Here is a 23188-nt window from a genome sequence, read left to right as displayed (position 1 = left end):
TGCCGCCTCAGCCCCAGCCCAGGGCCAGCGCGATGCGGTAGGTGATGAAGCACGCCAGGTAGGCGAGGCCGAACAGGTAGAGCGCCATGATCCAGACATAGCGCCAGGAATTGGTCTCGCGGCGCACCGCGGCCAGGGTCGAGAGGCACTGCGGCGCGAACACGAACCACACCAGCAGCGAGACCGCCGTCGCCAGCGACCAGCTGCCGGCGATCAGCGGCTCCAATGCGGTGGCGACGCCATCGCCGGTGGCCGACAGCGCATACACCGTGCCCAGCGCGCCCACCGCCACCTCGCGCGCGGCCATGCCCGGCACCAGCGCGATCGAGATCTGCCAGTTGAAGCCGATCGGCGCGAAGACGTGCTCCAGCCAGCCGCCCAGCACGCCGGCCGCGCTGTATTGGATGGCCGGCCCGGTGGCGCCCTCGGGCGGCGACGGGAAGGTCGAGAGGAACCACAGCAGGATGGTCATCGTCAGGATGATCGTGCCCACGCGCTGCAGGAAGATCCAGGCGCGTTCGTACAGGCCGAGCGCGAGGTTGCGCAGGTTCGGCCAGCGATAGGCCGGCAGCTCCATCAGCAGCGGCGAATACAGCGTGCCCTGGCCACCCTGGCGGAAGCGCTTCATGACCCAGGCCACGCCCATCGCCGAGACGATGCCGAACACGTACAGCGCGAACAGCACCACGCCCTGCAGGTTGAACACGCCGCCCACCGTGCGCTGGGGAATGAAGGCGGCGATCAGCAGCGCGTAGACCGGCAGCCGCGCCGAGCACGTCATCAGCGGCGCGATCATGATGGTGGTGAGACGGTCGCGCCAGTTGCTGATGGTGCGGGTGGCCATGACGCCCGGGATGGCGCAGGCGAAGCTCGACAGCAGCGGGATGAACGAGCGGCCCGACAGGCCCACCGTGCCCATCACGCGGTCGAGCAGGAACGCCGCGCGTGGCAGATAGCCCGAGTCCTCCAGCGCCAGGATGAACAGGAACAGGATCAGGATCTGCGGCAGGAATACCACCACGCCACCCAGGCCCGCCACCACGCCATCGACCAGCAGGCTGTGCAGCAGGCCTTCGGGCAGCACGGCGCCGACGCCTTCGCCGAGCCATTCGGTGGCCGCCTTGATCAGGTCCATCGGCACGTTGGCCCAGCTGAAGACGGCCTGGAACATCAGGAACAGCGTGACGGCCAGCACCACCATGCCCCACACCGGATGCAGCACCACGCGATCGATGCGGTCGCTCGCCGCCAGGCTGCCGACCGGTTCGGTCACGGCCAGACCCAGGATGCGGCGCACCTCGCGCTGCGTGGCCAGCACGTCGTCGAGCTTCGGCGCGACCCACAACGGCGGCGCGGCGGCGGCGACCGGCGCGTCCAGCGCGGCCAGCAGCCGGTCGGCGCCGCCGGCCTGCACGCCCACGGTCTCGATCACCGGCAGGCCCAGCTCGCGCGACAGCACCGCCGTGTCGACGGCGATGCCCTGCCGGCGGGCCATGTCGGTCATGTTGAGCACCACCACCAGCGGCAGGCCGAGCTGCTTGGCCTCCAGCACCAGACGCAGGTTCAGGCGCAGGTTGGTGGCATCGGTGACGCAGACGATGAGGTCGGGCAGGGCCTCCTTGCTGTGGCCGGTGACGATGTCGCGCGTCACGGCCTCGTCGGCCGACAGCGCGTTCAGGCTGTAGGCGCCCGGCAGGTCGAGCACGAAGACGCGGCGTCCGCCCGTGGTCTCCAGCACGCCTTCCTTGCGCTCGACCGTCACGCCCGCGTAGTTGGCGACCTTCTGGCGGCTGCCGGTCAGCAGGTTGAACAAGGCGGTCTTGCCGCAATTGGGATTGCCCAGCAGCGCGATGCGCTCGGGGGGCGCCTTGGCGGCGGCTGCGGAACGGGCCGCGCCCGGATGGAAGACGAGCGTGGCCTCAGCCATGGTGGGCCGCTCCCGCCGTGACATGGATGAACGAGGCCTCGTGGCGCCGCAGGGCGAAGGTGGTGTGGCCCAGGCGCACCGCCAATGGCTCGCGGCCCGGCACGCCACTGGCGACGATGCGCACCGCCTCGCCCGGGACGAAACCGATCTCGGTCAGTCGCAGGACGAGATCGCGGTCCTCGGCCGCCTCGGGGCGGCGCAGGTCGATGACGGTCGCCCATTGGTGGGACGGAAACTGGTCGAGCCGCTGCACGGCGGCCGGCAGCGGCGCTGCGTCGGAATCGGTATGGAGCACGGGCGGGACGCGCTCCGCGAGGACGGAAGGCGCGAGGTCAAAAGCCAGATGCTAACCATTCTCAACTCGATCCGCGCTCCGGCCTCCCTTTTTCCCTGCCGACGACGACCCTCAGCTTGACAGCAGCTGCCGCAGCACGAAGGGCAGGATGCCGCCATGGACGTAGTAGTCGACCTCGATCGGCGTGTCGATGCGCAGGCGCACGGTGGCCTCCTGCCGGCTGTCGTCGGGCCGGTGGACCACCAGCTTGACATCCATCTGCGGCCTGAGCTCGCCCTCGATCACGACATCGATGCGCTCGTGGCCGGTCAGTCCCAGGCTCTGCCACGAATCGGCGCCGCGGAACTGCAGTGGCAGCACGCCCATGCCCACCAGATTGGCGCGGTGGATGCGCTCGAAGCTGCGCGCCACGACCGCCTTGATGCCCAGCAGCTGCGTGCCCTTGGCCGCCCAGTCGCGCGACGAGCCGGTGCCGTATTCCTCGCCGCCGAAGACCACCGTCGGCACGCCCTGGTCGATGTAGGTCATGGCGGCGTCGTAGATCGCCATCTTCTCGTTGCCCGGCTGGAACAGCGTGTAGCCGCCCTCCTCCTGGGTGCCCTTGTCGTCCGGCGGCAGCATCAGGTTCTTGATGCGCACGTTGGCGAAGGTGCCGCGCATCATGATCTCGTGGTTGCCGCGCCGCGAGCCGTAGCTGTTGAAGTCGGCCTTGGAGACGCCATGCGCCTTGAGCCACTGGCCGGCGGGCGAGCTCTCCTTGATGGCGCCGGCCGGCGAGATGTGGTCGGTGGTGATCGAGTCGCCGAACAGCGCCATGATCCGCGCGCCCTCGAAGCCCGGACGCGCGCCGATCGGCGGCTTCATCTCGAAGCCCTCGAAGAACGGCGGCTCGGCGATGTAGGTCGATTCGGGCCAGTCGTAGACCTCGCCGGTGGTGCCGCGGATGCTGGTCCAGAACTGGCCCGGATCGGTCTTCACCTTGTCGTAGTTGGCGCGGAAGGCCGGGGCGTTCATGGCATAGCGCAGGTTCTCGTCGATCTCGCGCGAGCTCGGCCAGATGTCGCCCAGGTACACGTCCTTGCCGCCCTTGCCCTGCCCCACCGGCTGCGTCATCAGGTCGACCATCACGTTGCCGGCGATGGCGAAGGCCACCACCAGCGGCGGCGAGGCCAGGAAGTTGGCCTTGAGGTTGGGATGGATGCGGGCCTCGAAATTGCGGTTGCCCGACAGCACGGCGGCGGCGATCAGGTCGTTCTGCGTGATGACCTCGTTGATCTCGGGCGTCAGGTCGCCGGCATTGCCGATGCAGGTGGTGCAGCCATAGCCGGCCAGGTAGAAGCCGAGCTTCTCCAGGTAGGGCAGCAGGCCGGCGCGCTCCAGGTATTCGGTGACGATGCGCGAGCCGGGCGCCAGCGAGGTCTTGACGTGCGGCTTGACCGTCAGGCCCGCCTCCACCGCCTTCTTCGCCAGCAGGCCGGCGGCGAGCATGACGCTCGGGTTGGAGGTGTTGGTGCAGGACGTGATGGCCGCGATCAGCACGTCGCCGTTGCCGATGGTGACCTGATCCTTCTGGGCCTTCGAGGTGACCGGCGCCGAGGCGCTGACATCGGCCGCCGCCTGCGTCGGGCGGTTGGCTTCCATCTCGACCACCTGGCGCGGCGCGCCGGGCGCCGTCGGCGGCGCCTCGACGTTGTCCGGCGCGGCATCGCCGTCCACCATCGCCAGTGGATGGCGCGTCTTCAGCTTCTCGGCCGGCTGGTTGAAGCCGTTGGCGTTGTTGGGCTTGCTGTAGAGCTCGGAGAACTTGGTCGACAGGTGGCCCAGGTCGATGCGGTCCTGCGGCCGCTTCGGTCCGGCCAGGCTCGGCGACACCGTGCCGAGGTCGAGCTTGACGATCTTGGTGTAGTCGATGTCGCCGGGGGCGGGCATGCCGAACAGGCCCTGCGCCTTGTAGTAGGCCTCGAAGCGCTCGATCTCGTCGTCGGTGCGACCGGTGCCCTTGAAATACGCCACCGTCATCTCGTCGACCGGGAAGAAGCCCATCGTCGCGCCGTACTCGGGCGCCATGTTGCCGATGGTGGCGCGATCGGGCACGGCGATCGAGGCCGCGCCGGGTCCGAAGAACTCGACGAACTTGCCCACCACCTTCTCGCCGCGCAGGATGGCCGTGACGTAGAGCACCAGGTCCGTCGCCGTCACGCCCTCGCGCAGCTTGCCGGTGAGCTCGAAGCCGACCACGTCGGGTGTCAGCATGTAGACCGGCTGGCCGAGCATCGCGGCCTCGGCCTCGATGCCGCCGACACCCCAGCCGACCACGCCGACGCCGTTGATCATGGTGGTGTGGCTGTCGGTGCCGACCAGCGAGTCGGGATAGTAGACCGGCACGTCGGCCGTGTCGTCGGCGCTCTTGTAGACGCCGCGCGCGAGGTACTCGAGATTCACCTGGTGGACGATGCCGAAGCCCGGCGGCACGACGCCGAAGGTGTCGAAGGCCTGCATGCCCCACTTCATGAACTGGTAGCGCTCGTGGTTGCGCTGGAACTCCAGCTTCATGTTGAGGTCGAGCGCCTGCGGCGTGCCGTAGTAGTCGACCATCACCGAGTGGTCGACCACCAGGTCGACCGGCACCAGCGGCTCGATGGTCTTGGGCGACTTGCCCAGCCGGGCGGCCACGCTGCGCATGGCGGCCAGGTCGGCCAGCAGCGGCACGCCGGTGAAGTCCTGCAGGACCACGCGCGCGACGACGAACGGGATCTCGTCGGTGCGCTCGGCGTTGGGCAGCCAGTGGGCCAGCTCGCGCACGTTGTCCTCGCCGACCTTCTGGCCGTCGCAATTGCGCAGCACGGATTCGAGCACGATGCGGATCGACACCGGCAGGCGAGACACGCTCGGATACTGCTTGGCCAGCTCCTTGAGCGACCAGTACTTGCCCGATCGCCCCGATGCCGTGCGGAACGTCTTGAGCGTGGACGCGAAGGCATGCGAGGGAATGGTGGCCATGGGGACTCCTGTGGAATGACTGGAAAGCGTGGGGGAAAGGCGTGGGGGGATGGGAGAACCTTAGCAGTCCTCGACGACGCCGGCACCCTGGGACATTGCCACCCCACGTAGGACGACATCGCCTGCGGCGCCCGTGGCCCCCGCGCGGATCGACGAGGGAATCCGTACATTCCCTCGCACCCCCCGGCCGGGCGTCGGAAAACACCGATTCGTCGGCGCAGGACGACACGATCATCAGCCACAAGAAGGCCGGGACAGGGACTCGACCGACATTAGGGTGGACCGGTATCAATCAATCACCGGGAAATTCCAGATGGCCGACTCCAACGACAACAACACCCACCAGAAACTCTGGGAGCTGATCAAGGACACGCGTTTCGGCATGCTGACGCATCGGCATCACGATGGTCTGCTGCACAGCCATCCGCTGACGACGCAGAACAAGTCGGTCGACGAACAGGCGACGCTCTATTTCTTCGTGCCCGCCGATGGCGACATCGCGCGCCACGTGGCCGAGGACGGCGTCGTCAACGTCTCCTATGCCAACACCAGCAACGACAGCTATGTCTCGGTGGCCGGTCGCGCCTCGATGCTCGACGACCTGGCGAAGAAGCAGGAACTCTTCAATCCGATGGCCAAGGCCTGGTTCCCGAACGGCCCGACCGACCCGAACACCGGCCTGCTGGCCGTGCACATCGAGGAAGCCGAATACTGGGACGTCGACGACAGCAAGATGGTGCAGCTGCTGAAGATGGCCAAGGCGGCGCTCACCGGCGACGTGCCCAAGAACCTGGGCGAGCACAAGAAGGTCGATCTCTGACATCGGTCCGCCGATGTCGTCCCCGGAAGTCGGCGCGTCCGGGCGCCTCGCCTCGCTGCTCGCTGGCGACGCACGGCCGCCCACGCTCGCCCACCTGATCGAAGCCGGCTGCGCCGACCTGCCCCGACCCGGAGCCGGACGCACGCTGGAACGCTGGCGGGTGCTGGCGGCGGTGGCGGCGCGCGACCTGACGCTGGTCAAATTGTTCGAGGGCCACACCGATGCCCTGGCCATCCTGGCCGAGCTCGACGGTCCGGCGCCCGCGCCGGCGAGTCGCTGGGGCACCTGGTGCGCCGAACCACCCGATGCGCGCCTCGAATTGCGCACCACGTCCAATGGCAAAGACATGCGGCTCGACGGCACCAAGGCCTGGTGCTCGGGCGCCCCCAGCTCCACCCACGCGATCGTCAGTTGCTGGAATGACCGGGGCGAGCCCTGCCTGGCCGCGGTGATGCTGGACCAGCCGGGCGTCACCGTCACCGATGTCGGCTGGCAAGCCGTGGGCATGGCCGGCACCGGCAGCGTCGACGTGCGCTTCGATGCCGCCGAGGCGACGCAGGTCGGCCAGCCGGGCGACTATGTGCGACGCCCCGGTTTCTGGCAGGGCGGCGCCGGCATCGCGGCCTGCTGGTATGGCGGCGCGCAGGGCATCGCCGACATGACGCGGCGGCGACTCGGCCCGAAGCCCGATGCCCACCGGCTCGCGCACCTGGGCGCGATCGACATCGCATTGGCCGGCGCGGCGGCGGTGCTGCGCGAGGCGGCGGCCTGGATCGACACCCACCCGCAAGCCGATGCCCAGCGTCTGGCGGCGCGAGCGCGTCTGGCCGTCGAGCAGGCGGCGACGCGGGTGGTCGACCATGCCGGTCGCGCCCTGGGCGCCGGCCCGCTGTGCCGCGATGCCCGCTTCGCACGGGCGATGGCCGACCTGCCGGTCTTCCTGCGCCAGAGCCATGCCGAACGCGATCTGGCATCGCTCGGCGTCGGCCTGATCAACGACGAGGATTCCCCGTGGACACTGTGAGTCTGTCCGCCGTCCCCGGCACGCCGCCGCGGACCGCAACGGCGACGAGGGCGGCGGCGGGTGGCGACCGCGCGATCGAGGGTTCCGGCACCGCCGAGGCCGACTGGCTCCACTGGCTGGAGCGCCGCCGGCTGCCCGAGGCCGCGCCCGAGACCCTGGTGCCCCCGGGCTGTCGCGCGGTCGTGGTGGCGCCACATCCCGACGACGAGGTGCTCTCGGTCGGCGGCCTGTTCGGCCATCTGGCCGGCCTGCGGCGCGAGCTGCTGGTGGTGGCGGCGACCGACGGCACCGGCAGCCACGAGGGCTCGCCCCTGTGGCCGCCCGAGCGCCTCGCGCGCGAGCGTCCCCGGGAGACCGAACTGGCCCTGCATCGGCTCGGCCTGGCGCACTGCGAGGTGCGCCGCCTCGGCCTGCCCGATGGCGGCCTGATGCATTCGCGCGGCGTGCTGGCCGAACGCATCGCCGCCCTGCTGCGACCCGGCGACGTCGTCTTCACCACCTGGCGGTTCGATGGCCATCCCGATCACGAGGCCACCGGCCAGGCCTGCGCCGCCGTGGCCGCGTGCCTGGGCGTGAAGCTGGTCGAGGTGCCGGTCTGGGCCTGGCACTGGGCACCGGTGGGCGATGCGCGGCTGCCGTGGTCGCGCGCGCATCGCGTGCCGCTCGATGCCGACATGGCGCGACGCAAGGCCGAGGCCGTCGATGCCTTCCAGAGCCAGCTGCTGCCCGATGCCTCGACCGGGGCCGGACCGATCCTGCGCGCGACGACGGTCGAGCGCGCGCACCGGCCCTTCGAGGTGGTCTTCACGTGAGCGCCGCCGACACCCTGCCCTATTTCGAGCGCATGTATGGCGCCGACGCCGATCCCTATGGCCTGCGCACGCGCTGGTACGAGGCCCGCAAGCGCGCCGTGCTGCTCGCCGCCCTGCCCCACCCGCGCTATGCGCGGGCCTACGAGCCCGGCTGCGGCGCCGGCGAACTGACGGCCGAACTCGCCGCGCGTTGCGACGACCTGCTGTCGAGCGACTTCAGCCCGCGCGCGCTCGCATCGGCGCGCGAGCGGACGGCCGGCCTGGCCAACGTGCGCATCGCCTCGCATGCCCTGCCGGGCGACTGGCCCGAGGGCCGCTTCGATCTCATCGTGCTCAGCGAACTGGGCTACTTCCTCGACCAGGACGCCATGCGCTCGCTGGCCGGACATTGCCGGCTCGCGCTGGCCGACGATGGCGTGCTGGTGGCCTGCAACTGGCGGCCCGACTTCGATGCCCGGGCCCTGTCCACCGATGCCGTGCACGCCACCCTGGCCGACCTCGGCCTGGCGTGCATCGTGCACCACGTCGAGGACGACTTCGTGCTCGACCTCTGGTGCCGCGACGCGCGGTCGGTGGCGCAACGCGAGGGCATCCGGTGATCGGCGTCGTCGTCCCGGCGCACGACGAGGCCGACCACATCGGCGACACGCTCGTCGCGCTGGCGCTGGCGGCCCGCCATCCCGACCTGGTGGGCGAGCCGGTCGAGGTGCTGGTGGTGCTCGACAGCTGCGGCGACGCCACCGGCGACATCGCGCGGGCCTGCGGCATCGACACGCTGGCCATCGAGGCCCGCAACGTCGGCCGGGCACGCGCCGCCGGCGCCACCGACCTGCTGGCACGCGGCGCGCGCTGGCTGGCCTTCACCGACGCCGACACGCGGGTCGCGCCGGACTGGCTGGTGCGCCAGCTCGAACTCGATGCCGACGTGGTGTGCGGCTCCATCGGCGTGGAGGACTGGAGTGCGCACGGCACGCAGGCCGGCTTCATCCGCGACCATTTCGCCCGCACCTACCAGGATGCCGACGGTCACCGGCACATCCATGGCGCCAACCTGGGGGTCTCGGCCGAGGCCTACCTGCGCGTCGGTGGCTTTCGCCCGCTGGCCTGCAGCGAGGACGTGGCCCTGGTCGCGGCCCTCCAGGCCTGCGGCGCGCGCATCGCCTGGAGCGCCGCGCCGCGCGTGACGACCAGCGCGCGCGCCAACGCCCGTGCCAGGGGCGGCTTCGGCGACACGCTGCTGGCGGTCATCGCCGCCGGCCTGGCCGTCACGGCCGTGACCGTCGCGGCGCAACGGGTGATCGAGTAGGCCGTCACGGCCCGCCATCCATCAGCGGCGCGGCATGAAAAAAGGCCCACCGGAGTGGGCCTTCGGGTCGACCGGAGAAGCGGGCTCGCTCCTCCGGGAGGGCTCGCCGATCAGGCGGCGACGCCGTCCGCCACCGACTGGTAGTCCTCGATCTTGTCGAAGTTGAGGTACTGGTAGATCTGCGCGCTGGAGGCATCCAGCACGCCGACGCTCTCCATGTACTCCTCCTTCGTCGGGATGCGACCCAGACGCGAGCAGATCGCGGCGAGTTCGGCGCTGCCGAGATAGACGAAGGTGTTCTTGCCCAGGCGGTTGGGGAAGTTGCGCGTCGAGGTCGACATCACGGTCGCGCCCTCGCGCACCTGCGCCTGGTTGCCCATGCACAGCGAGCAGCCCGGCATCTCGGTGCGGGCGCCGGCATTGCCGAAGACGCCGTAGTGGCCTTCCTCGGTCAGCTGCTGGGCGTCCATCTTGGTCGGCGGCGCGATCCACAGCTTGACCGGGATGTCGCGCTTGCCCTCGAGCAGCTTGGACGCCGCGCGGAAGTGGCCGATGTTGGTCATGCACGAGCCGATGAACACCTCGTCGATGGTCGCGCCGGCGACGTCGGACAGCGTCTTGACGTCGTCCGGATCGTTCGGGCAGGCGACGATGGGCTCGTGGATCTCGGCCAGGTCGATCTCGATGACGGCCGCGTACTCGGCGTCGTCGTCGCCCTTGAGCAGTTGCGGGTCCTTGAGCCAGGCTTCCTGGGCGGCGATGCGGCGCGCCAGCGTGCGGGCGTCGGCATAGCCTTCGGCGATCATCCAGCGCATCAGGGTGATGTTGCTGTTGATGTATTCCATGATCGGCGCCTTGTTCAGGTGCACCGTGCAGCCGGCGGCCGAGCGCTCGGCCGAGGCGTCGCTCAATTCGAAGGCCTGCTCCACCTTCAGGTCGGGCAATCCCTCGATCTCCAGGATGCGGCCGGAGAAGATGTTCTTCTTGCCCTGCTTGGCGACCGTCAGGAGGCCGGACTTGATGGCGTAGAGCGGAATGGCGTTGACCAGGTCGCGCAGCGTGACGCCGGGTTGCATGGTGCCCTTGAAGCGCACCAGCACCGACTCGGGCATGTCCAGCGGCATGACGCCGGTGGCCGCCGCGAAGGCGACCAGGCCGGAGCCGGCCGGGAAGCTGATGCCGATCGGGAAGCGCGTGTGGCTGTCGCCGCCGGTGCCCACGGTGTCGGGGGTCAGCAGGCGGTTGAGCCAGGAGTGGATCACGCCGTCGCCCGGGCGCAGCGAGACGCCGCCGCGGGTGCTGATGAAGTCGGGCAGCTCGTGGTGCATCTTGACGTCGACCTTCTTGGGGTAGGCCGCCGTGTGGCAGAACGACTGCATGACCAGATCGGCCGAGAAGCCCAGGCAGGCCAGGTCCTTGAGCTCGTCGCGCGTCATCGGACCGGTGGTGTCCTGCGAACCCACGGAGGTCATCTTCGGCTCGCAGTACGTGCCGGGGCGCACGCCCTGGCCTTCGGGCAGGCCGCAGGCGCGGCCGACCATCTTCTGCGCCAGCGAGAAGCCCTTGCCGCTGTCCGTCGGTGCCTGGGGCAGGCGGAACAGGGTGGAGGCCGGCAGGCCGAGCGCCTCGCGCGCCTTGGTCGTCAGGCCGCGGCCGACGATCAGCGGGATGCGGCCGCCGGCGCGCACCTCGTCGAACAGCACGTCGCTCTTGACCTTGAACTCGGCGATGACCTGGCCGTCCTTCAGGGCCTTGCCTTCGTAGGGGCGCAGCTCGATGGTGTCGCCCATGTTCATCTGGCTCACGTCCAGTTCGATCGGCAACGCACCGGCATCCTCCATGGTGTTGTAGAAGATCGGCGCGATCTTCGCGCCCAGGCAGACGCCGCCGAACTTCTTGTTGGGGATGAAGGGGATGTCCTCGCCCGTGAACCACAGCACCGAGTTGGTGGCCGACTTGCGCGAGGAACCCGTTCCCACCACGTCGCCCACGTAGGCCACCGGCAGGCCGCGCGCGACCAGGTCCTGGATGAACCTGATCGGACCGCGCTTGCCGTCCTCCTCGGGCTCGAAGGGCGCGCCGTCGCGCTTGTTCTTCAGCATCGCCAGCGCGTGCATCGGGATGTCCGGGCGCGTGGTGGCATCGGGCGCGGGCGAGAGGTCGTCGGTGTTGGTCTCGCCGGGCACCTTGAAGACGGTGAAGGTGATGCTCTGGGGCACCTCGGGGCGGCTGGTGAACCACTCCCCGTCGGCCCAGCTCTGCATCACGGCGATGGCATTGGCGTTGCCGCCATCGGCCAGCTCCTTGACGTCGTGGAACTGGTCGAACATCAGCAGGGTCTTCTTCAGGCCCTCGGCGGCCACGGTGCCGACCTCGTCGTCCTTGAGCAGGTCGATCATCGGGCTGATGTTGTAGCCGCCCAGCATGGTGCCCAGCAGCTCGGTGGCGCGGGCGCGGGAGAGCAGCGGCGTCACCTGCGTGCCATGGGCCACGGCCGCCAGGTAGCTGGCCTTGACCTTGGCGGCGTCGTCGACGCCGGCGGGAACGCGGTGGGACAGCAGGTTCAGCAGGAACTCGCCCTCCTCGCCGGGCTGCGCGGTCTTGAGCAGCTCGATCATCTCGGAGGTCTGCTTGGCCGTCAGGGGGAGCGGCGGGATACCGAGCGCGGCGCGCTCGGCGACATGGTCAACGTAGGCTTGCAACATCTTTCTTCTCCAGGCTGGAACGAACTGAATTACTTGCCGGCGGCGCCGGGCTGCGGATCGGCACCCTCGAACAGGCTCTTGGGCGGGTTCTTCTTCATCTCGTCGGCGAAGGCGAGCTGCTGCGGGGCCTGGCAGTCGTCGGCCAGGCGCAGGCCCATCTTCTGGTTCATGAGCATCGACTTGTTGGCGATCTGCAGCCACATGGCGCCCGCGCGCGGGTCCTCCAGGCGGATCGCGCCGGTGCGGCTCTCGACCGGGTGCATGCGGTACTTGGCGCCCTTGGTGGCGACGCTGAAGAAGCCGGGCTTCTTCTCGTCGGCGGTCACGGTGACGTCGGCGCCGAGTTCGCACTGGATCTTGCCGGTGTGCACCAGCTTGGCGACGGCGAGGTCGGCCTCGTTGAGGGCGACGTCGGTGTTGGTGTCGACGGGCGTGACCTCCTCGACGGCCTTGGCCGCGCGGCGGGTGATCTGGCGCGTGGGCTTCTTGGCGGCCGGCTTGGCCGATGCGGTCTTGGCGGCGGGCTTGGCGGCGGGCTTGGCCGCCGGCTTGGCGGCGCTCTTGGCGGCCGGCTTGGCCTTGTCGGCGTTGGCCGCGCTCTGCGCGAACGTGGCGAAGGGCAGTGCCAGCGCGACGGCCGCGATCAGGACGGTGGTTTTCATGGGGCGGATTTCCTTGGGATGACAGGGACTGGAAGAAGAGGAAGACAGTTGCCTGGTCATGATCGCATCGCTCGGGGCGATGCAAGTCCGGGGCCAGGCCCGACATGGAGCAGGAAACGCGTCAGCCGTTCCCCGCCGCCGCCGCGAACCACGCCCGCGCCTCGTCCGGCAGCGCGCGGCCGGTGGCATGGGCGCGTTCGAGCACCTGCCAGAAATGGCGATAGCTCGCGCGATCGTGCAGGACGCCATCGATGCTGACCGGCGCCCACCGGGCCCGCTGGGCGGCGTCGACGATGCGCACGGCGACGTCGACCTGCCGCGCATCGGGCGCGAAGGCTTCGAGGATGGGGCGAATCTGCGCCGGATGGATGCTCCACATGCGCGTGTAGCCGAACTCGCCGGCGGCTCGGCGCGCGGCCTGGCGCATCGCCTCGGCATCGCCGAACTCGGTCACCACGCAATGCGAGGGCACCTTGCCGTGCGCGTGCGCGGCCGAGGCGATCTCCAGCTTGGCGCGCACCACCAGCGGATGCGAGAACTGCCCGGCGACGCCCATGCCTTCTGCCGGGATGGCGCCGGCATGGGCCGAGACGAAGTCCATCAGGCCGAAGCTGAGCGACTGCACGCGCGGATGCGCCGCGATGTCGAAGGCGCGATGCACCGCCAACGGCGATTCGATGAGGACGTGCAGCGGCAGCGCGGTCGCGCCGGCGGCATCCAGGGCGGCGGCGGCGCGCGCCACGTCGGCCACCGATTCGACCTTGGGCACCATCAGGTGGCTCAGGCGCGCGCCGGCGCGGCCGGCAATGGTGGCGACATCGGCCTCGAAGGTGGCATGGTCGGCCGGGTGCACGCGCACCCCGACCCGCGCGCCGGGCGCGGCGCCCAGCGCCAGCTCGGTCACCAGCGCGGCATGCTCGGCCTCGCCACCGACGGGCGCGCCGTCCTCGCAGTCGAGCGTGACGTCGAACACGCAGGCGCCGAACTCGGCCGTCATCTCGGCCTGCAGCGCCAGGCTCTTGCGCATGCGCGCCTCGACGCCGCTGTAGTGGTCGCACACCGGCAGCACCACGGCGCCGGCCTGGGCGCCGAGCAGCACCGCCCGGGGATGCGACGGATCGGAAGACAGGGAGGTCATGTCGCCTTTCGCGCCACGATGAACATGCGGGGGAAGGCCAGCAGCCGCCGGCCATCGGCGCGCGCCGGGTAGGCCAGCGCCACGCGGCGCTCGTACTCGGCGAGATAGCTCGCCTGCAGCGCGGGCGTCAGACGATCGACGAAGGGCTTGAGTCCGGTGGCGCGCACCCATTCGACGATGGCCGCGGGCGAGGCCAGCGGATGCTGGTAGATGGTGTGCCAGACATCGACCGTCGCCGCGTCGCGCGCCAGCAGGTCGTAGTAGCCGGCGAGCGGCAGCAGCTCGGTGCGCAGCCGGTCGGCATCGCCGATGGCGTCGCGCCACGCCGGCTCGGCCGCGACCTCGCGCATCAGGCGGTGCGTGGGCTCGGCCCGGTTGTCCGGCATCTGGATGGCCAGCACGCCGCCGGGCGCCAGCGCCGCGAACAGGCGCGGAATCAGCGTCTCGTGCCCGGGCACCCATTGCAGGGCGGCGTTGGCATAGATGAGATCGGGGGCGGCGGCGGCGGCGGCGGGGGTCCACCGCGCGATGTCGCCGGCCTCGAAGCGGGCCGACGGCAGGCGCGTGCGCGCGGCGGTCAGCATGGCCTCGGAATTGTCGATGCCGAGCACCTCGGCACCGGGAAAGCGCCGGGCGACGAGCTCGGTCGAGTTGCCAGGGCCGCAGCCGAGGTCGACCGCGCGCATCGCGCCGGAGAGCGGAACCCGCGCCAGCAGTTCGGCGGCCGGGCGCGTGCGCTCGTCCTCGTAACGGCCGTACAGCGCGGGATTCCAGTCGAGCATGGTCGCGATCAGCCCTGGATCAGGTGGGCCACGCCGGCCTGCTCGTCGGTCAGCTCCTTGAGCGTCTTGTCGATGCGTTCCTGGCTGAAGGCGTCGATCTCGAGGCCCTCGACGATCTTGTACTTGCCGCCCTCGGTGGTGACCGGAAAGCCGAACATGACGTCCTTGGGGATGCCGTACTCGCCGTTGGACGGCACGCCCATCGTGACCCACTTGCCGTTGGAGCCCAGGGCCCAGTCGCGCATGTGGTCGATGGCGGCATTGGCGGCCGAGGCGGCCGACGACAGGCCGCGCGCCTCGATGATGGCGGCGCCGCGCTTGCCCACGGTCGGCAGGAAGGTGTCGGCGTTCCAGGCCTGGTCGTTGATGACGTCCTTCAGGCCCTTGCCGCCGGCGGTGGCGAAGCGGTAGTCGGCGTACATCGTGGGCGAGTGGTTGCCCCAGACGGTCAGCTTCTCGATGTCGCCCACGGCGACGCCGGTCTTGGCGGCGATCTGGCTGGCGGCGCGGTTGTGGTCCAGGCGCAGCATGGCGGTGAAGTTCTCGCGCGGCAGGTCGGGCGCGCTCTTCATGGCGATGTAGGCGTTGGTGTTGGCGGGGTTGCCCACGACCAGCACCTTGACGTCGCGGCTGGCGACGTCGTTGAGGGCCTTGCCCTGGGCCGTGAAGATGGCGCCGTTGACCGCCAGCAGCTCGGCGCGTTCCATGCCGGGACCACGCGGACGCGAACCCACGAGCAGCGCGTAGTCGGCATCCTTGAACGCGACCATCGGGTCGCCGGTGGGGATGACGCCGGCGAGCAGCGGGAACGCGCAGTCCTCGAGCTCCATGATCACGCCCTTGAGCGCCTTCTGGGCCTTCTCGTCGGGGATCTCGAGCAGCTGGAGGATGACCGGCTGGTCCTTGCCGAGCATCTCGCCCGAGGCGATGCGGAACAACAGGGCGTAACCGATTTGGCCGGCGGCACCGGTGACGGCAACGCGAACAGGCTTTTTGCTCATGGGAAAAGACTCCAGAAGATGATGGAAAACGGTGCCGGCGGGCGGGTCGGCCGCCGGGGCTCGCGGGCGATGGATCGCTGGGGGAAAACGCCATTGCACGGGACCGCCCGACATTTTAGTGCCGATTCTTACTTTGTCTCCCGATGTCTTGTGTCTTATATAAGATAGACCCTTTCCGCCGCACCATGAACACACCCTCGTCCGCCCTGCAGCCGCCCGCGCCCGCCATCGCGGCGGAAGGCGCGACACCGTCGTTCAGTCCGCTCTACCAGCAGATCAAGGCGCTGATCCTGCAGCGACTGCAGGCCGGCGAGTGGAAGCCCGGCGAGCCGATCCCGAGCGAGATCGAGCTGGCCGCGCGGTTCCGGGTCAGCCAGGGCACGGTGCGCAAGGCGATCGACGAACTCGCCGCCGAGAACCTGGTGGTGCGGCGCCAGGGCAAGGGCACCTTCGTCGCCACGCATGCCGAGCATCACGTGCAGTACCGCTTCCTGCGACTGGTGCCGGACCACGGCGACGCGCGCGCCGAGGGCCCGGCCGAACGCACCATCGTCGATTGCCGGCGGCAGCGGGCGGCGGCGGACGTGGCGCGGGCGCTGGACCTGCGCGCGGGCGATGCCGTGCTGCAGGTGCGCCGGGTGCTGGCCTATGGCGGCGTGCCGACGATCCTGGAGGACCTGTGGCTGCCCGGCCTGCCGTTCAAGGGCCTGACGGCCGAACGCCTGCGCGACTGGCACGGCCCCATGTACGCATTGTTCGAGACGGAGTTCGGCGTGCGCATGGTGCGCGCCGAGGAGAAGATCCGCGCCGTGCGCCCCGACGCGGCCCAGGCCGCGCTGCTGCAGCTGCCGCCCGACATGCCCCTGCTGAGCGTAGAGCGCGTCGCCCATACGTACCATGACGCCCCGATGGAGTTGCGCCGCGCGCTGTACCGGACCGATACGCACCATTACCGGAACGCGCTCGGATGAGGCCGGCAGCGCCTTCGCGCAGGCCCGCCGGACGTAAGGTTTCACGCGATTTGACACCCCTGCACCTGCCACCGAATGGTGCGTTGCAATAGAATTTTGCGTTGTTTGCAAATTTGTCAAAGAACAAGTCGTTCACCAAAAGCAAAGAAAGCCCCCCCCCATGACAGAGCTCGCCTCCTCCAGGCCGCCGCGCCGCCAGTTTCGCAACATCAATGCCTTCACGGACCTGACGACCTACCGGCTGCCTCCCGCGGGCATCGTGTCGATCCTGCATCGCGTGAGCGGTGTGATCATGTTCCTCCTGCTGCCGTTCATCATCTGGATGTTCGACACCTCCGTCTCCTCGGAGATCTCCTTCGCGCGCTTCAAGGCCGCCTTCAACACCGGCCTGGGCTTCGCGCCGGGCTGGTTCCTGAAACTGGTCGCGCTGGCCCTCATCTGGGCCTACCTGCATCACCTCATCGCCGGACTGCGCCATCTCTGGATGGACGTGAGCCATGCCTCGGTGAACAAGAACTTCGGCCGCCGCTCCGCCATCTTCACGCTGGTCTCGAGCATCGCGCTGACCGTCGTCCTGGGCGCCAAGCTCTTCGGCCTCTACTGAACCAGAAGAAGGAAAGCTCCCCATGTCCGTCAATTACGGTTCCAAGCGCATCGTCGTCGGTGCGCACTACGGTCTTCGCGACTGGATGGCCCAGCACGTCACCGGCGGCCTGCTGGCCCTCTTCACCCTCCTGGTGCTGGCGCAACTGCTGTTCGCGCGCGGCCCGATCGGCTACGACGTCTGGGCCGGCATCTTCTCGTCGCAGTGGATGAAGGTCCTGACCTTCGTCGTCATCGGCTCGATCCTGTACCACGTGTGGGTGGGCGCGCGAAACATCCTCATGGACTATGTCCAGCCCGTCGGCATCCGCCTCGTCGCCCAGATCTTCACCATCGTCTGGCTCGTCGGTTGTGCCGGTTGGGCCATCCAAGTGCTCTGGAGACTGTGAACCCCATGACTGCCTATACCAAAGACCAAATCACCAAGCGCAAGTTCGATGTCGTCATCGTCGGAGCCGGTGGCTCCGGCATGCGCGCCTCGCTGCAACTGGCCCGCGCCGGCCTCAACGTGGCCGTGCTCTCCAAGGTGTTCCCGACCCGTTCGCACACCGTCGCCGCCCAGGGTGGCGTCGGCGCCTCGCTCGGCAACATGAGCGAGGACAACTGGCACTACCACTTCTACGACACCATCAAGGGCTCCGACTGGCTCGGCGACCAGGATGCGATCGAGTTCATGTGCCGCGAGGCGCCCAAGGTGGTCTACGAGCTCGAGCACTTCGGCATGCCGTTCGACCGCAATCCCGACGGCACCATCTACCAGCGCCCGTTCGGCGGCCACACGGCCAACTACGGCGAGAAGCCGGTCCAGCGCGCCTGCGCGGCGGCCGACCGCACCGGCCACGCGATGCTGCACACGCTCTACCAGAAGAACGTCGAGGCCCGGACCCAGTTCTTCGTCGAGTGGATGGCGCTGGACCTGATCCGCGACGACGACGGCGACGTCGTCGGCGTGACCGCGCTGGAGATGGAGACCGGCGACCTGCACGTGCTGCAGGCCAAGACCGTGCTGCTGGCGACCGGCGGCGCGGGCCGCATCTTCCAGGCCTCCACCAACGCCTTCATCAACACCGGCGACGGCCTGGGCATGGCCGCGCGCGCGGGCATCCCGCTGCAGGACATGGAGTTCTGGCAGTTCCACCCGACCGGCGTGGCCGGCGCCGGCGTGCTGCTGACCGAAGGCTGCCGCGGCGAAGGCGCCATCCTGCTCAACAGCAATGGCGAGCGCTTCATGGAGCGCTACGCGCCCACGCTGAAGGACCTGGCGCCGCGCGACTTCGTCTCGCGCTGCATGGACCAGGAGATCAAGGAAGGTCGCGGCTGCGGTCCCAACAAGGACTACATCCACATGAAGCTCGACCACCTGGGCGCCGACACGATCCACAAGCGGTTGCCCTCGGTCTACGAGATCGGCATCAACTTCGCGAACGTCGACGTCACCAAGGAGCCGATCCCCGTGGTGCCGACCATCCACTACCAGATGGGTGGCATCCCGACCAACATCAACGGCCAGGTGGTGATCCAGCAGGGCGACGAGCACAGCGCGGTCGTCAACGGCCTCTACGCCGTGGGCGAATGCTCCTGCGTGAGCGTGCATGGCGCCAACCGCCTGGGCACCAACTCGCTGCTCGACCTGCTGGTGTTCGGCCGCGCCGCCGGCAACCACATCGTCCAGTACAACGACAAGCTCAAGGAGCACAAGCCGCTGCCGACGAACACGGCCGACCGCTCGCTGGAGCGCCTGAACCAGCTCGAGGGCTCGACCTCGGGCGAATATGCGCAGGACGTCGCCAACGAGATCCGCACGGTCATGCAGCAGCATGCCGCGGTGTTCCGCAAGCAGGTGTCGATGGACGAGGGCGTGCAGAAGATCGCCGCCGTGCGCCAGCGCGTCGCCGCCATCACGCTCAAGGACAAGTCGCGCGTCTTCAACACCGCGCGTATCGAGGCCCTGGAGGTCGACAACCTGATCGAGGTGGCGCAGGCCACCATGGTCTCGGCGGCGGCCCGCCGGGAATGCCGCGGCGCCCACACGGTCGAGGACTACGAGCGCCCGGCCGGCGATCCGGTGGCGCCGCTCGGTCGCGACGATGCCAATTGGATGAAGCACACGCTCTGGCACAGCGCCGCGAACAACCTCACCTACAAGCCGGTCCGTCTGCAACCGCTCACGGTCGACTCGGTGCCGCCGAAGGTCCGTACCTTCTGATCCGGCCGCACGACGCAAGACAGCCGCAAGACAAAAACCAAAGGTCATCACGATGAAGCGCACATTCCAGATCTACCGCTACGACCCGGACAAGGACGCCAAGCCCTACATGCAGACCATCGAGATCGAACTCGACGGTCACGAGCGCATGCTGCTCGACGCCCTGATGAAGCTCAAGGCGCAGGATCCGACGCTGTCGTTCCGCCGCTCGTGCCGCGAAGGCGTGTGCGGCTCGGACGCCATGAACATCAACGGCAAGAACGGTCTGGCCTGCCTGACCAACATGCTCACGCTCAAGGGCACGATCGTGATGAAGCCGCTGCCCGGCCTGCCGGTGATCCGCGACCTGATCGTGGACATGACGCAGTTCTTCAAGCAGTACAACTCGATCAAGCCGTACCTGCAGAACGACAACACGCCGCCCGAGAAGGAACGCCTGCAGTCGCCCGAAGAGCGCGAGGAGCTCGACGGCCTCTACGAGTGCATCCTGTGCGCGAGCTGCTCGACGAGCTGCCCGAGCTTCTGGTGGAACCCCGACAAGTTCGTCGGTCCGGCCGGCCTGCTGCAGGCCTACCGCTTCATCGCCGACAGCCGCGACGAGGCCACCGGCGAGCGTCTGGACAACCTGGAGGACCCCTACCGGCTGTTCCGTTGCCACACGATCATGAACTGCGTCGATGTGTGCCCGAAGAACCTGAACCCGACCAAGGCCATCGGCAAGATCAAGGAACTGATGGTGCGTCGCGCCATCTGATCGGACCCTCTCGATGCCAGACCACGCCGACGATCTCGACTCGCCCCTGGGCGAGCGCGCGCTCAGCAAGCTGAGGTGGCGCTGCCGGCGCGGCCTGCTCGAGAACGATCTCTTCATCGAGCGCTTCTTCCAGCGGCACGAGGCGGATATCACCATCCGGCAGGCGCAGGCACTCGACACCCTGATGGATCTCTCGGATCACGACCTGCTCGATCTCTTCCTGCAGAGAAAGGAGCCCGAGCCCGCATGGGCCGGGGCCGACGTGGTCGATCTGCTGCGGCTGATCCGCGTCTAGCCGGCGCGAGCTTCCTGTCCTCCCACTTCCGCATGTCCTCTTTGAAGAAAGTAATCGCAATGAAAGCATCCGACACCAAAGCCACCCTGTCGTTCAGCAACGGCGGCGACAACGTCGACCTGCCGATCTACAAGGGCACGATGGGCCCCGACGTGATCGACATCCGCAAGCTGTACGCGCAGACCGGCATGTTCACGTACGACCCGGGCTTCATGTCGACGGCCGCCTGCCAGTCGGACATCACGTACATCGACGGCGACAAGGGCGAACTGCTCTATCGCGGCTATCCGATCGAGCAGCTGGCGACCAACTGCGACTTCCTGGAAACCTGCCACCTGCTGCTCTACGGGGAACTGCCCAACGAGACGCAGAAGGGCGACTTCACCAAGCTCGTGACCAACCACACCATGGTCAACGAGCAGATGCAGTTCTTCCTGCGCGGCTTCCGTCGCGACGCGCATCCGATGGCCATCATGACCGGCCTGGTGGGCGCCCTGTCGGCCTTCTATCACGACAGCACGGACATCAACAATCCGAAGCATCGCGAGATCGCCGCCATCCGCCTGATCGCGAAGATGCCGACGCTGGTGGCCATGGCGTACAAGTACACCATCGGCCAGCCGTACATGTACCCGAAGAACGACCTGAGCTACGCGGGCAACTTCCTGCACATGATGTTCGCCACGCCGTGCGAGGAATACAAGGTGAGCCCGGTGCTCGAGCGCGCGCTCGACCGCATCTTCATCCTGCATGCCGACCACGAGCAGAACGCCTCGACCTCGACCGTGCGCCTGTGCGGCTCGTCGGGCACCAACCCGTTCGCCGCCATCGCCGCCGGCGTGGCATGCCTCTGGGGCCCGGCCCACGGCGGCGCCAACGAGGCCGCGCTCAACATGCTCTACGACATCCAGAAGGCGGGTGGCGTCGAGAAGATCGGCGAGTTCATCAAGCAGGTCAAGGACAAGAACTCCAACGTCAAGCTGATGGGCTTCGGGCATCGCGTCTACAAGAACTACGACCCGCGCGCCAAGCTGATGCAGGAGACGTGCAAGGAAGTGCTCAGCGAGATGGGCCTGGAGAACGATCCCCTGTTCAAGCTGGCGATGGCACTGGAGAAGATCGCGCTGGAGGATGAGTACTTCGTCTCGCGCAAGCTCTATCCCAACGTCGACTTCTACTCGGGCATCGTGCAGCGCGCGATCGGCATCCCGGTGCCGCTGTTCACCGCCGTCTTCGCCCTGGCGCGCACGGTCGGCTGGATCGCCCAGCTCAACGAGATGATCGGCGATCCGGAGTACAAGATCGGCCGTCCGCGCCAGCTGTTCGAAGGCTCCGTCAAGCGCGACGTGCAGGCCATCGCCACGCGTTGATCGGATCGGGTTCCGCCGGATTGTGTTGCGCCCGCGACACAATCCATGGCACCTCCCTTTGAAAGCTGCCCGCGGGCAGCTTTTTGGCTTTTGGATTACAGGGTCCAACTTCGGATCTGCCTACGATTTGCGCCGGAGGATCGCTCCACCGTCAGTCAACATATATCGAAGGAGTTCTCATGAAAAAACTTGCCGCACTGATCGCCGTCACTTTCGCCTTCGCCGTGCCCCTGGCCGGCTGCAACACGTTCAAGGGCGCGGGCCAGGACATCCAGAAGGGTGGAGAGAAGATCGAGAACGCCGCCGAGCGCAAGAAGTAAGCCTTCTCAGGTCAGAACAAGAAAAGCGGACTTCGAGTCCGCTTTTTTTTGGCCTCGCGATCGGTCGAGCTCATCGCCCATCGATCGTCCGGTCATCGCGCTTCGCGATGGCGCAGCTTTCCTCGAAGGTGGAAAATACGCGCCCGCCATCTTTTCACGCGATGCCTCCCACCGTGATTGCCTCCGAACGCAGTTTTGCCCGCCGCATGGACCTGACCTCGCTGCAGCTCTTCGTGGCGGTGTGCGAGCTCGGCAGCATCGGGCGCGCGGCGGAGCGCGAATTCATCGCCGCCTCGGCGGTCAGCAAGCGGCTGTCGGACCTGGAGACCACCTTGTCGACACGCCTGCTCTATCGGCACGCGCGCGGCGTCGACCTGACACCGGCCGGCGAGAGCCTGCTGCATCACGCCCGCTCGGTGCTCTACAGCCTGGAGAAGATGCAGGGCGAGCTCAGCGAGTACGCCGACGGCGTGCGCGGCCATGTGCGGATGCACGCCAACATCTCCGCCATCGTGCAGTTCCTGCCGGAGGACCTCGGAGCCTTCCGCCACCGGCACGAGGAGATCAAGATCGACCTCGAGGAGCATCTGAGCGCCGAGGTGATGCGCGCGGTGCAGGAAGGCGCCGCCGACCTGGGTGTCTGCCACGCCGCCGACGGCAGCAGCGATCTGCAGAGCCTGCCCTATCGCACCGACCACCTGATGCTGATCGTGCCGGTCGGCCACCCCCTGCTGCGTCTGGCCGAATCGGCCACCACCACCATCGACGCGCGCGACGACCGCGCGGGTGGCCTGGCCTTCGCCGCCGCGCTCGACTTCGACCACGTCGGCCTGCACACCAACAGTTCGATCTACGTGGCGACGCGCCAGGCGGCGCTGGAGGCCGGACGCACGTTGCGGCTGCGCATCCACGTGACGGGCCTGGACGCCATGTGCCGGATGATCGAGAACGGCCTGGGCATCGGCGTCATGCCCGGCCATGCCTTCGATCTGATGCGCGACGGCATGGGACGGCGCCTGCGCAGCATCCCGCTGACCGATGCCTGGGCGCGGCGCGAGATCCGGCTGGTGGCACGCGACTTCTCCACCCTGCCGATCGCCGCGCGCGCCCTGGTGGCGCACCTGCGCGCCTCGGCCGACCCCGCCACGGCCCCACCCGCCGGACTGGCCGCCTGAGGCCGCGGCATCCCCGATCGCA

At 68.5% G+C, this 23188-nt stretch carries 22 protein-coding genes; 14 read left to right on the top strand and 8 right to left on the bottom strand.

The genetic code is table 11. The annotated features are described in order from the left end of the window. Positions 1-7: 7 nt before the first annotated feature. The 3 genes from feoB to AC1MLT_RS01185 all read right to left on the bottom strand — a co-directional run bounded on the left by feoB (position 8) and on the right by AC1MLT_RS01185 (position 5222). A complete protein-coding gene (gene feoB / locus AC1MLT_RS01195) occupies positions 8-1927 on the bottom strand; it encodes a ferrous iron transporter B (RefSeq protein WP_481033475.1) in 1920 nt (639 codons plus the stop codon). Continuing rightward, entirely contained in the window at positions 1920-2222 is a 303-nt protein-coding gene (locus AC1MLT_RS01190) for a FeoA family protein (RefSeq protein ID WP_481033474.1), read from the bottom strand. The genes feoB and AC1MLT_RS01190 overlap by 8 nt, the downstream gene beginning before the upstream one ends. 111 nt (positions 2223-2333) lie before the next feature. Continuing rightward, a complete protein-coding gene (locus AC1MLT_RS01185; RefSeq protein ID WP_481033473.1) occupies positions 2334-5222 on the bottom strand; it encodes an aconitate hydratase in 2889 nt (962 codons plus the stop codon). Positions 5223-5535: 313 nt separating this feature from the next. Between AC1MLT_RS01185 and AC1MLT_RS01180 the strand changes: the two genes are divergently transcribed. The 5 genes from AC1MLT_RS01180 to AC1MLT_RS01160 are packed head-to-tail and all read left to right on the top strand — an operon-like array spanning position 5536 to position 9184. Then, positions 5536-6042, top strand: a complete 507-nt coding sequence (locus AC1MLT_RS01180) for a pyridoxamine 5'-phosphate oxidase family protein (protein ID WP_481033472.1) — start codon at positions 5536-5538, stop codon at positions 6040-6042. A 13-nt stretch (positions 6043-6055) separates the two neighbouring features. Next, positions 6056-7066, top strand: a complete 1011-nt coding sequence (locus AC1MLT_RS01175) for an acyl-CoA dehydrogenase (protein WP_481033471.1) — start codon at positions 6056-6058, stop codon at positions 7064-7066. Then, positions 7054-7878 (top strand): PIG-L deacetylase family protein, encoded by an 825-nt coding sequence (locus AC1MLT_RS01170; RefSeq protein WP_481033470.1) that lies wholly within the window; start codon positions 7054-7056, stop codon positions 7876-7878. The genes AC1MLT_RS01175 and AC1MLT_RS01170 overlap by 13 nt, the downstream gene beginning before the upstream one ends. Continuing rightward, positions 7875-8477 carry a methyltransferase gene (locus tag AC1MLT_RS01165; protein WP_481033469.1) on the top strand — a complete coding sequence of 201 codons (603 nt, stop codon included), beginning with the start codon at positions 7875-7877 and terminating at the stop codon, positions 8475-8477. The genes AC1MLT_RS01170 and AC1MLT_RS01165 overlap by 4 nt, the downstream gene beginning before the upstream one ends. After that, the gene (locus AC1MLT_RS01160; protein ID WP_481033468.1) at positions 8474-9184 is read left to right on the top strand and encodes a glycosyltransferase family 2 protein; all 711 of its coding nucleotides are present in this window, start codon (positions 8474-8476) and stop codon (positions 9182-9184) included. Before AC1MLT_RS01165 ends, AC1MLT_RS01160 begins: the two co-directional genes overlap by 4 nt. Before the next feature lie 110 nt (positions 9185-9294). On the opposite strand, the gene AC1MLT_RS01155 is transcribed toward AC1MLT_RS01160, so the two are convergent. From AC1MLT_RS01155 to AC1MLT_RS01135, 5 genes are all read right to left on the bottom strand, one after another. Next, entirely contained in the window at positions 9295-11889 is a 2595-nt protein-coding gene (locus AC1MLT_RS01155) for a bifunctional aconitate hydratase 2/2-methylisocitrate dehydratase (RefSeq protein ID WP_481033467.1), read from the bottom strand. 29 nt (positions 11890-11918) lie between these two features. After that, the gene (locus AC1MLT_RS01150; protein ID WP_481033466.1) at positions 11919-12551 is read right to left on the bottom strand and encodes a hypothetical protein; all 633 of its coding nucleotides are present in this window, start codon (positions 12549-12551) and stop codon (positions 11919-11921) included. A 121-nt stretch (positions 12552-12672) separates the two neighbouring features. Beyond that, positions 12673-13689 carry an HpcH/HpaI aldolase/citrate lyase family protein gene (locus AC1MLT_RS01145; RefSeq protein WP_481033465.1) on the bottom strand — a complete coding sequence of 339 codons (1017 nt, stop codon included), beginning with the start codon at positions 13687-13689 and terminating at the stop codon, positions 12673-12675. Continuing rightward, a complete protein-coding gene (gene tam, locus AC1MLT_RS01140; RefSeq protein WP_481033464.1) occupies positions 13686-14471 on the bottom strand; it encodes a trans-aconitate 2-methyltransferase in 786 nt (261 codons plus the stop codon). Before tam ends, AC1MLT_RS01145 begins: the two co-directional genes overlap by 4 nt. An 8-nt stretch (positions 14472-14479) precedes the next feature. Next, complete coding sequence (locus tag AC1MLT_RS01135; protein WP_481033463.1) at positions 14480-15472, bottom strand: malate dehydrogenase; 993 nt, start codon at positions 15470-15472, stop codon at positions 14480-14482. Positions 15473-15657: 185 nt separating this feature from the next. On the opposite strand from AC1MLT_RS01135, the gene AC1MLT_RS01130 reads away from it, so the two are divergent. The 9 genes from AC1MLT_RS01130 (at position 15658) to AC1MLT_RS01090 (ending at position 23166) form a co-directional block, all read left to right on the top strand. Beyond that, complete coding sequence (locus tag AC1MLT_RS01130) at positions 15658-16443, top strand: GntR family transcriptional regulator (RefSeq protein WP_481033462.1); 786 nt, start codon at positions 15658-15660, stop codon at positions 16441-16443. Positions 16444-16603: 160 nt separating this feature from the next. Continuing rightward, positions 16604-17047: a succinate dehydrogenase, cytochrome b556 subunit gene (sdhC, locus tag AC1MLT_RS01125; RefSeq protein WP_481033461.1), complete on the top strand. Its 444-nt coding sequence runs from the start codon at positions 16604-16606 to the stop codon at positions 17045-17047. A gap of 22 nt (positions 17048-17069) precedes the next feature. Next, positions 17070-17435, top strand: a complete 366-nt coding sequence (gene sdhD, locus AC1MLT_RS01120; RefSeq protein WP_481033460.1) for a succinate dehydrogenase, hydrophobic membrane anchor protein — start codon at positions 17070-17072, stop codon at positions 17433-17435. Positions 17436-17440: 5 nt separating this feature from the next. Then, on the top strand, positions 17441-19252 hold the full coding sequence (sdhA, locus tag AC1MLT_RS01115; RefSeq protein ID WP_481033459.1) for a succinate dehydrogenase flavoprotein subunit: 1812 nt from the start codon (positions 17441-17443) through the stop codon (positions 19250-19252). A 52-nt stretch (positions 19253-19304) separates the two neighbouring features. Then, a complete protein-coding gene (locus tag AC1MLT_RS01110; protein ID WP_481033458.1) occupies positions 19305-20006 on the top strand; it encodes a succinate dehydrogenase iron-sulfur subunit in 702 nt (233 codons plus the stop codon). Positions 20007-20019: 13 nt separating this feature from the next. Then, positions 20020-20301 carry an FAD assembly factor SdhE gene (locus tag AC1MLT_RS01105; RefSeq protein ID WP_296316069.1) on the top strand — a complete coding sequence of 94 codons (282 nt, stop codon included), beginning with the start codon at positions 20020-20022 and terminating at the stop codon, positions 20299-20301. Between the two features lie 59 nt (positions 20302-20360). Then, on the top strand, positions 20361-21671 hold the full coding sequence (gltA, locus tag AC1MLT_RS01100) for a citrate synthase (protein ID WP_481033457.1): 1311 nt from the start codon (positions 20361-20363) through the stop codon (positions 21669-21671). A 179-nt stretch (positions 21672-21850) separates the two neighbouring features. After that, positions 21851-21991, top strand: a complete 141-nt coding sequence (locus AC1MLT_RS01095; protein WP_429592837.1) for an entericidin A/B family lipoprotein — start codon at positions 21851-21853, stop codon at positions 21989-21991. Between the two features lie 173 nt (positions 21992-22164). Continuing rightward, complete coding sequence (locus AC1MLT_RS01090; RefSeq protein WP_481033456.1) at positions 22165-23166, top strand: LysR family transcriptional regulator; 1002 nt, start codon at positions 22165-22167, stop codon at positions 23164-23166. Positions 23167-23188 lie beyond the last annotated feature (22 nt).

It is taken from the genome of Variovorax sp. PEI5 (genome assembly GCF_056679935.1).
This window is presented reverse-complemented; position numbering and strand designations above follow the sequence as displayed.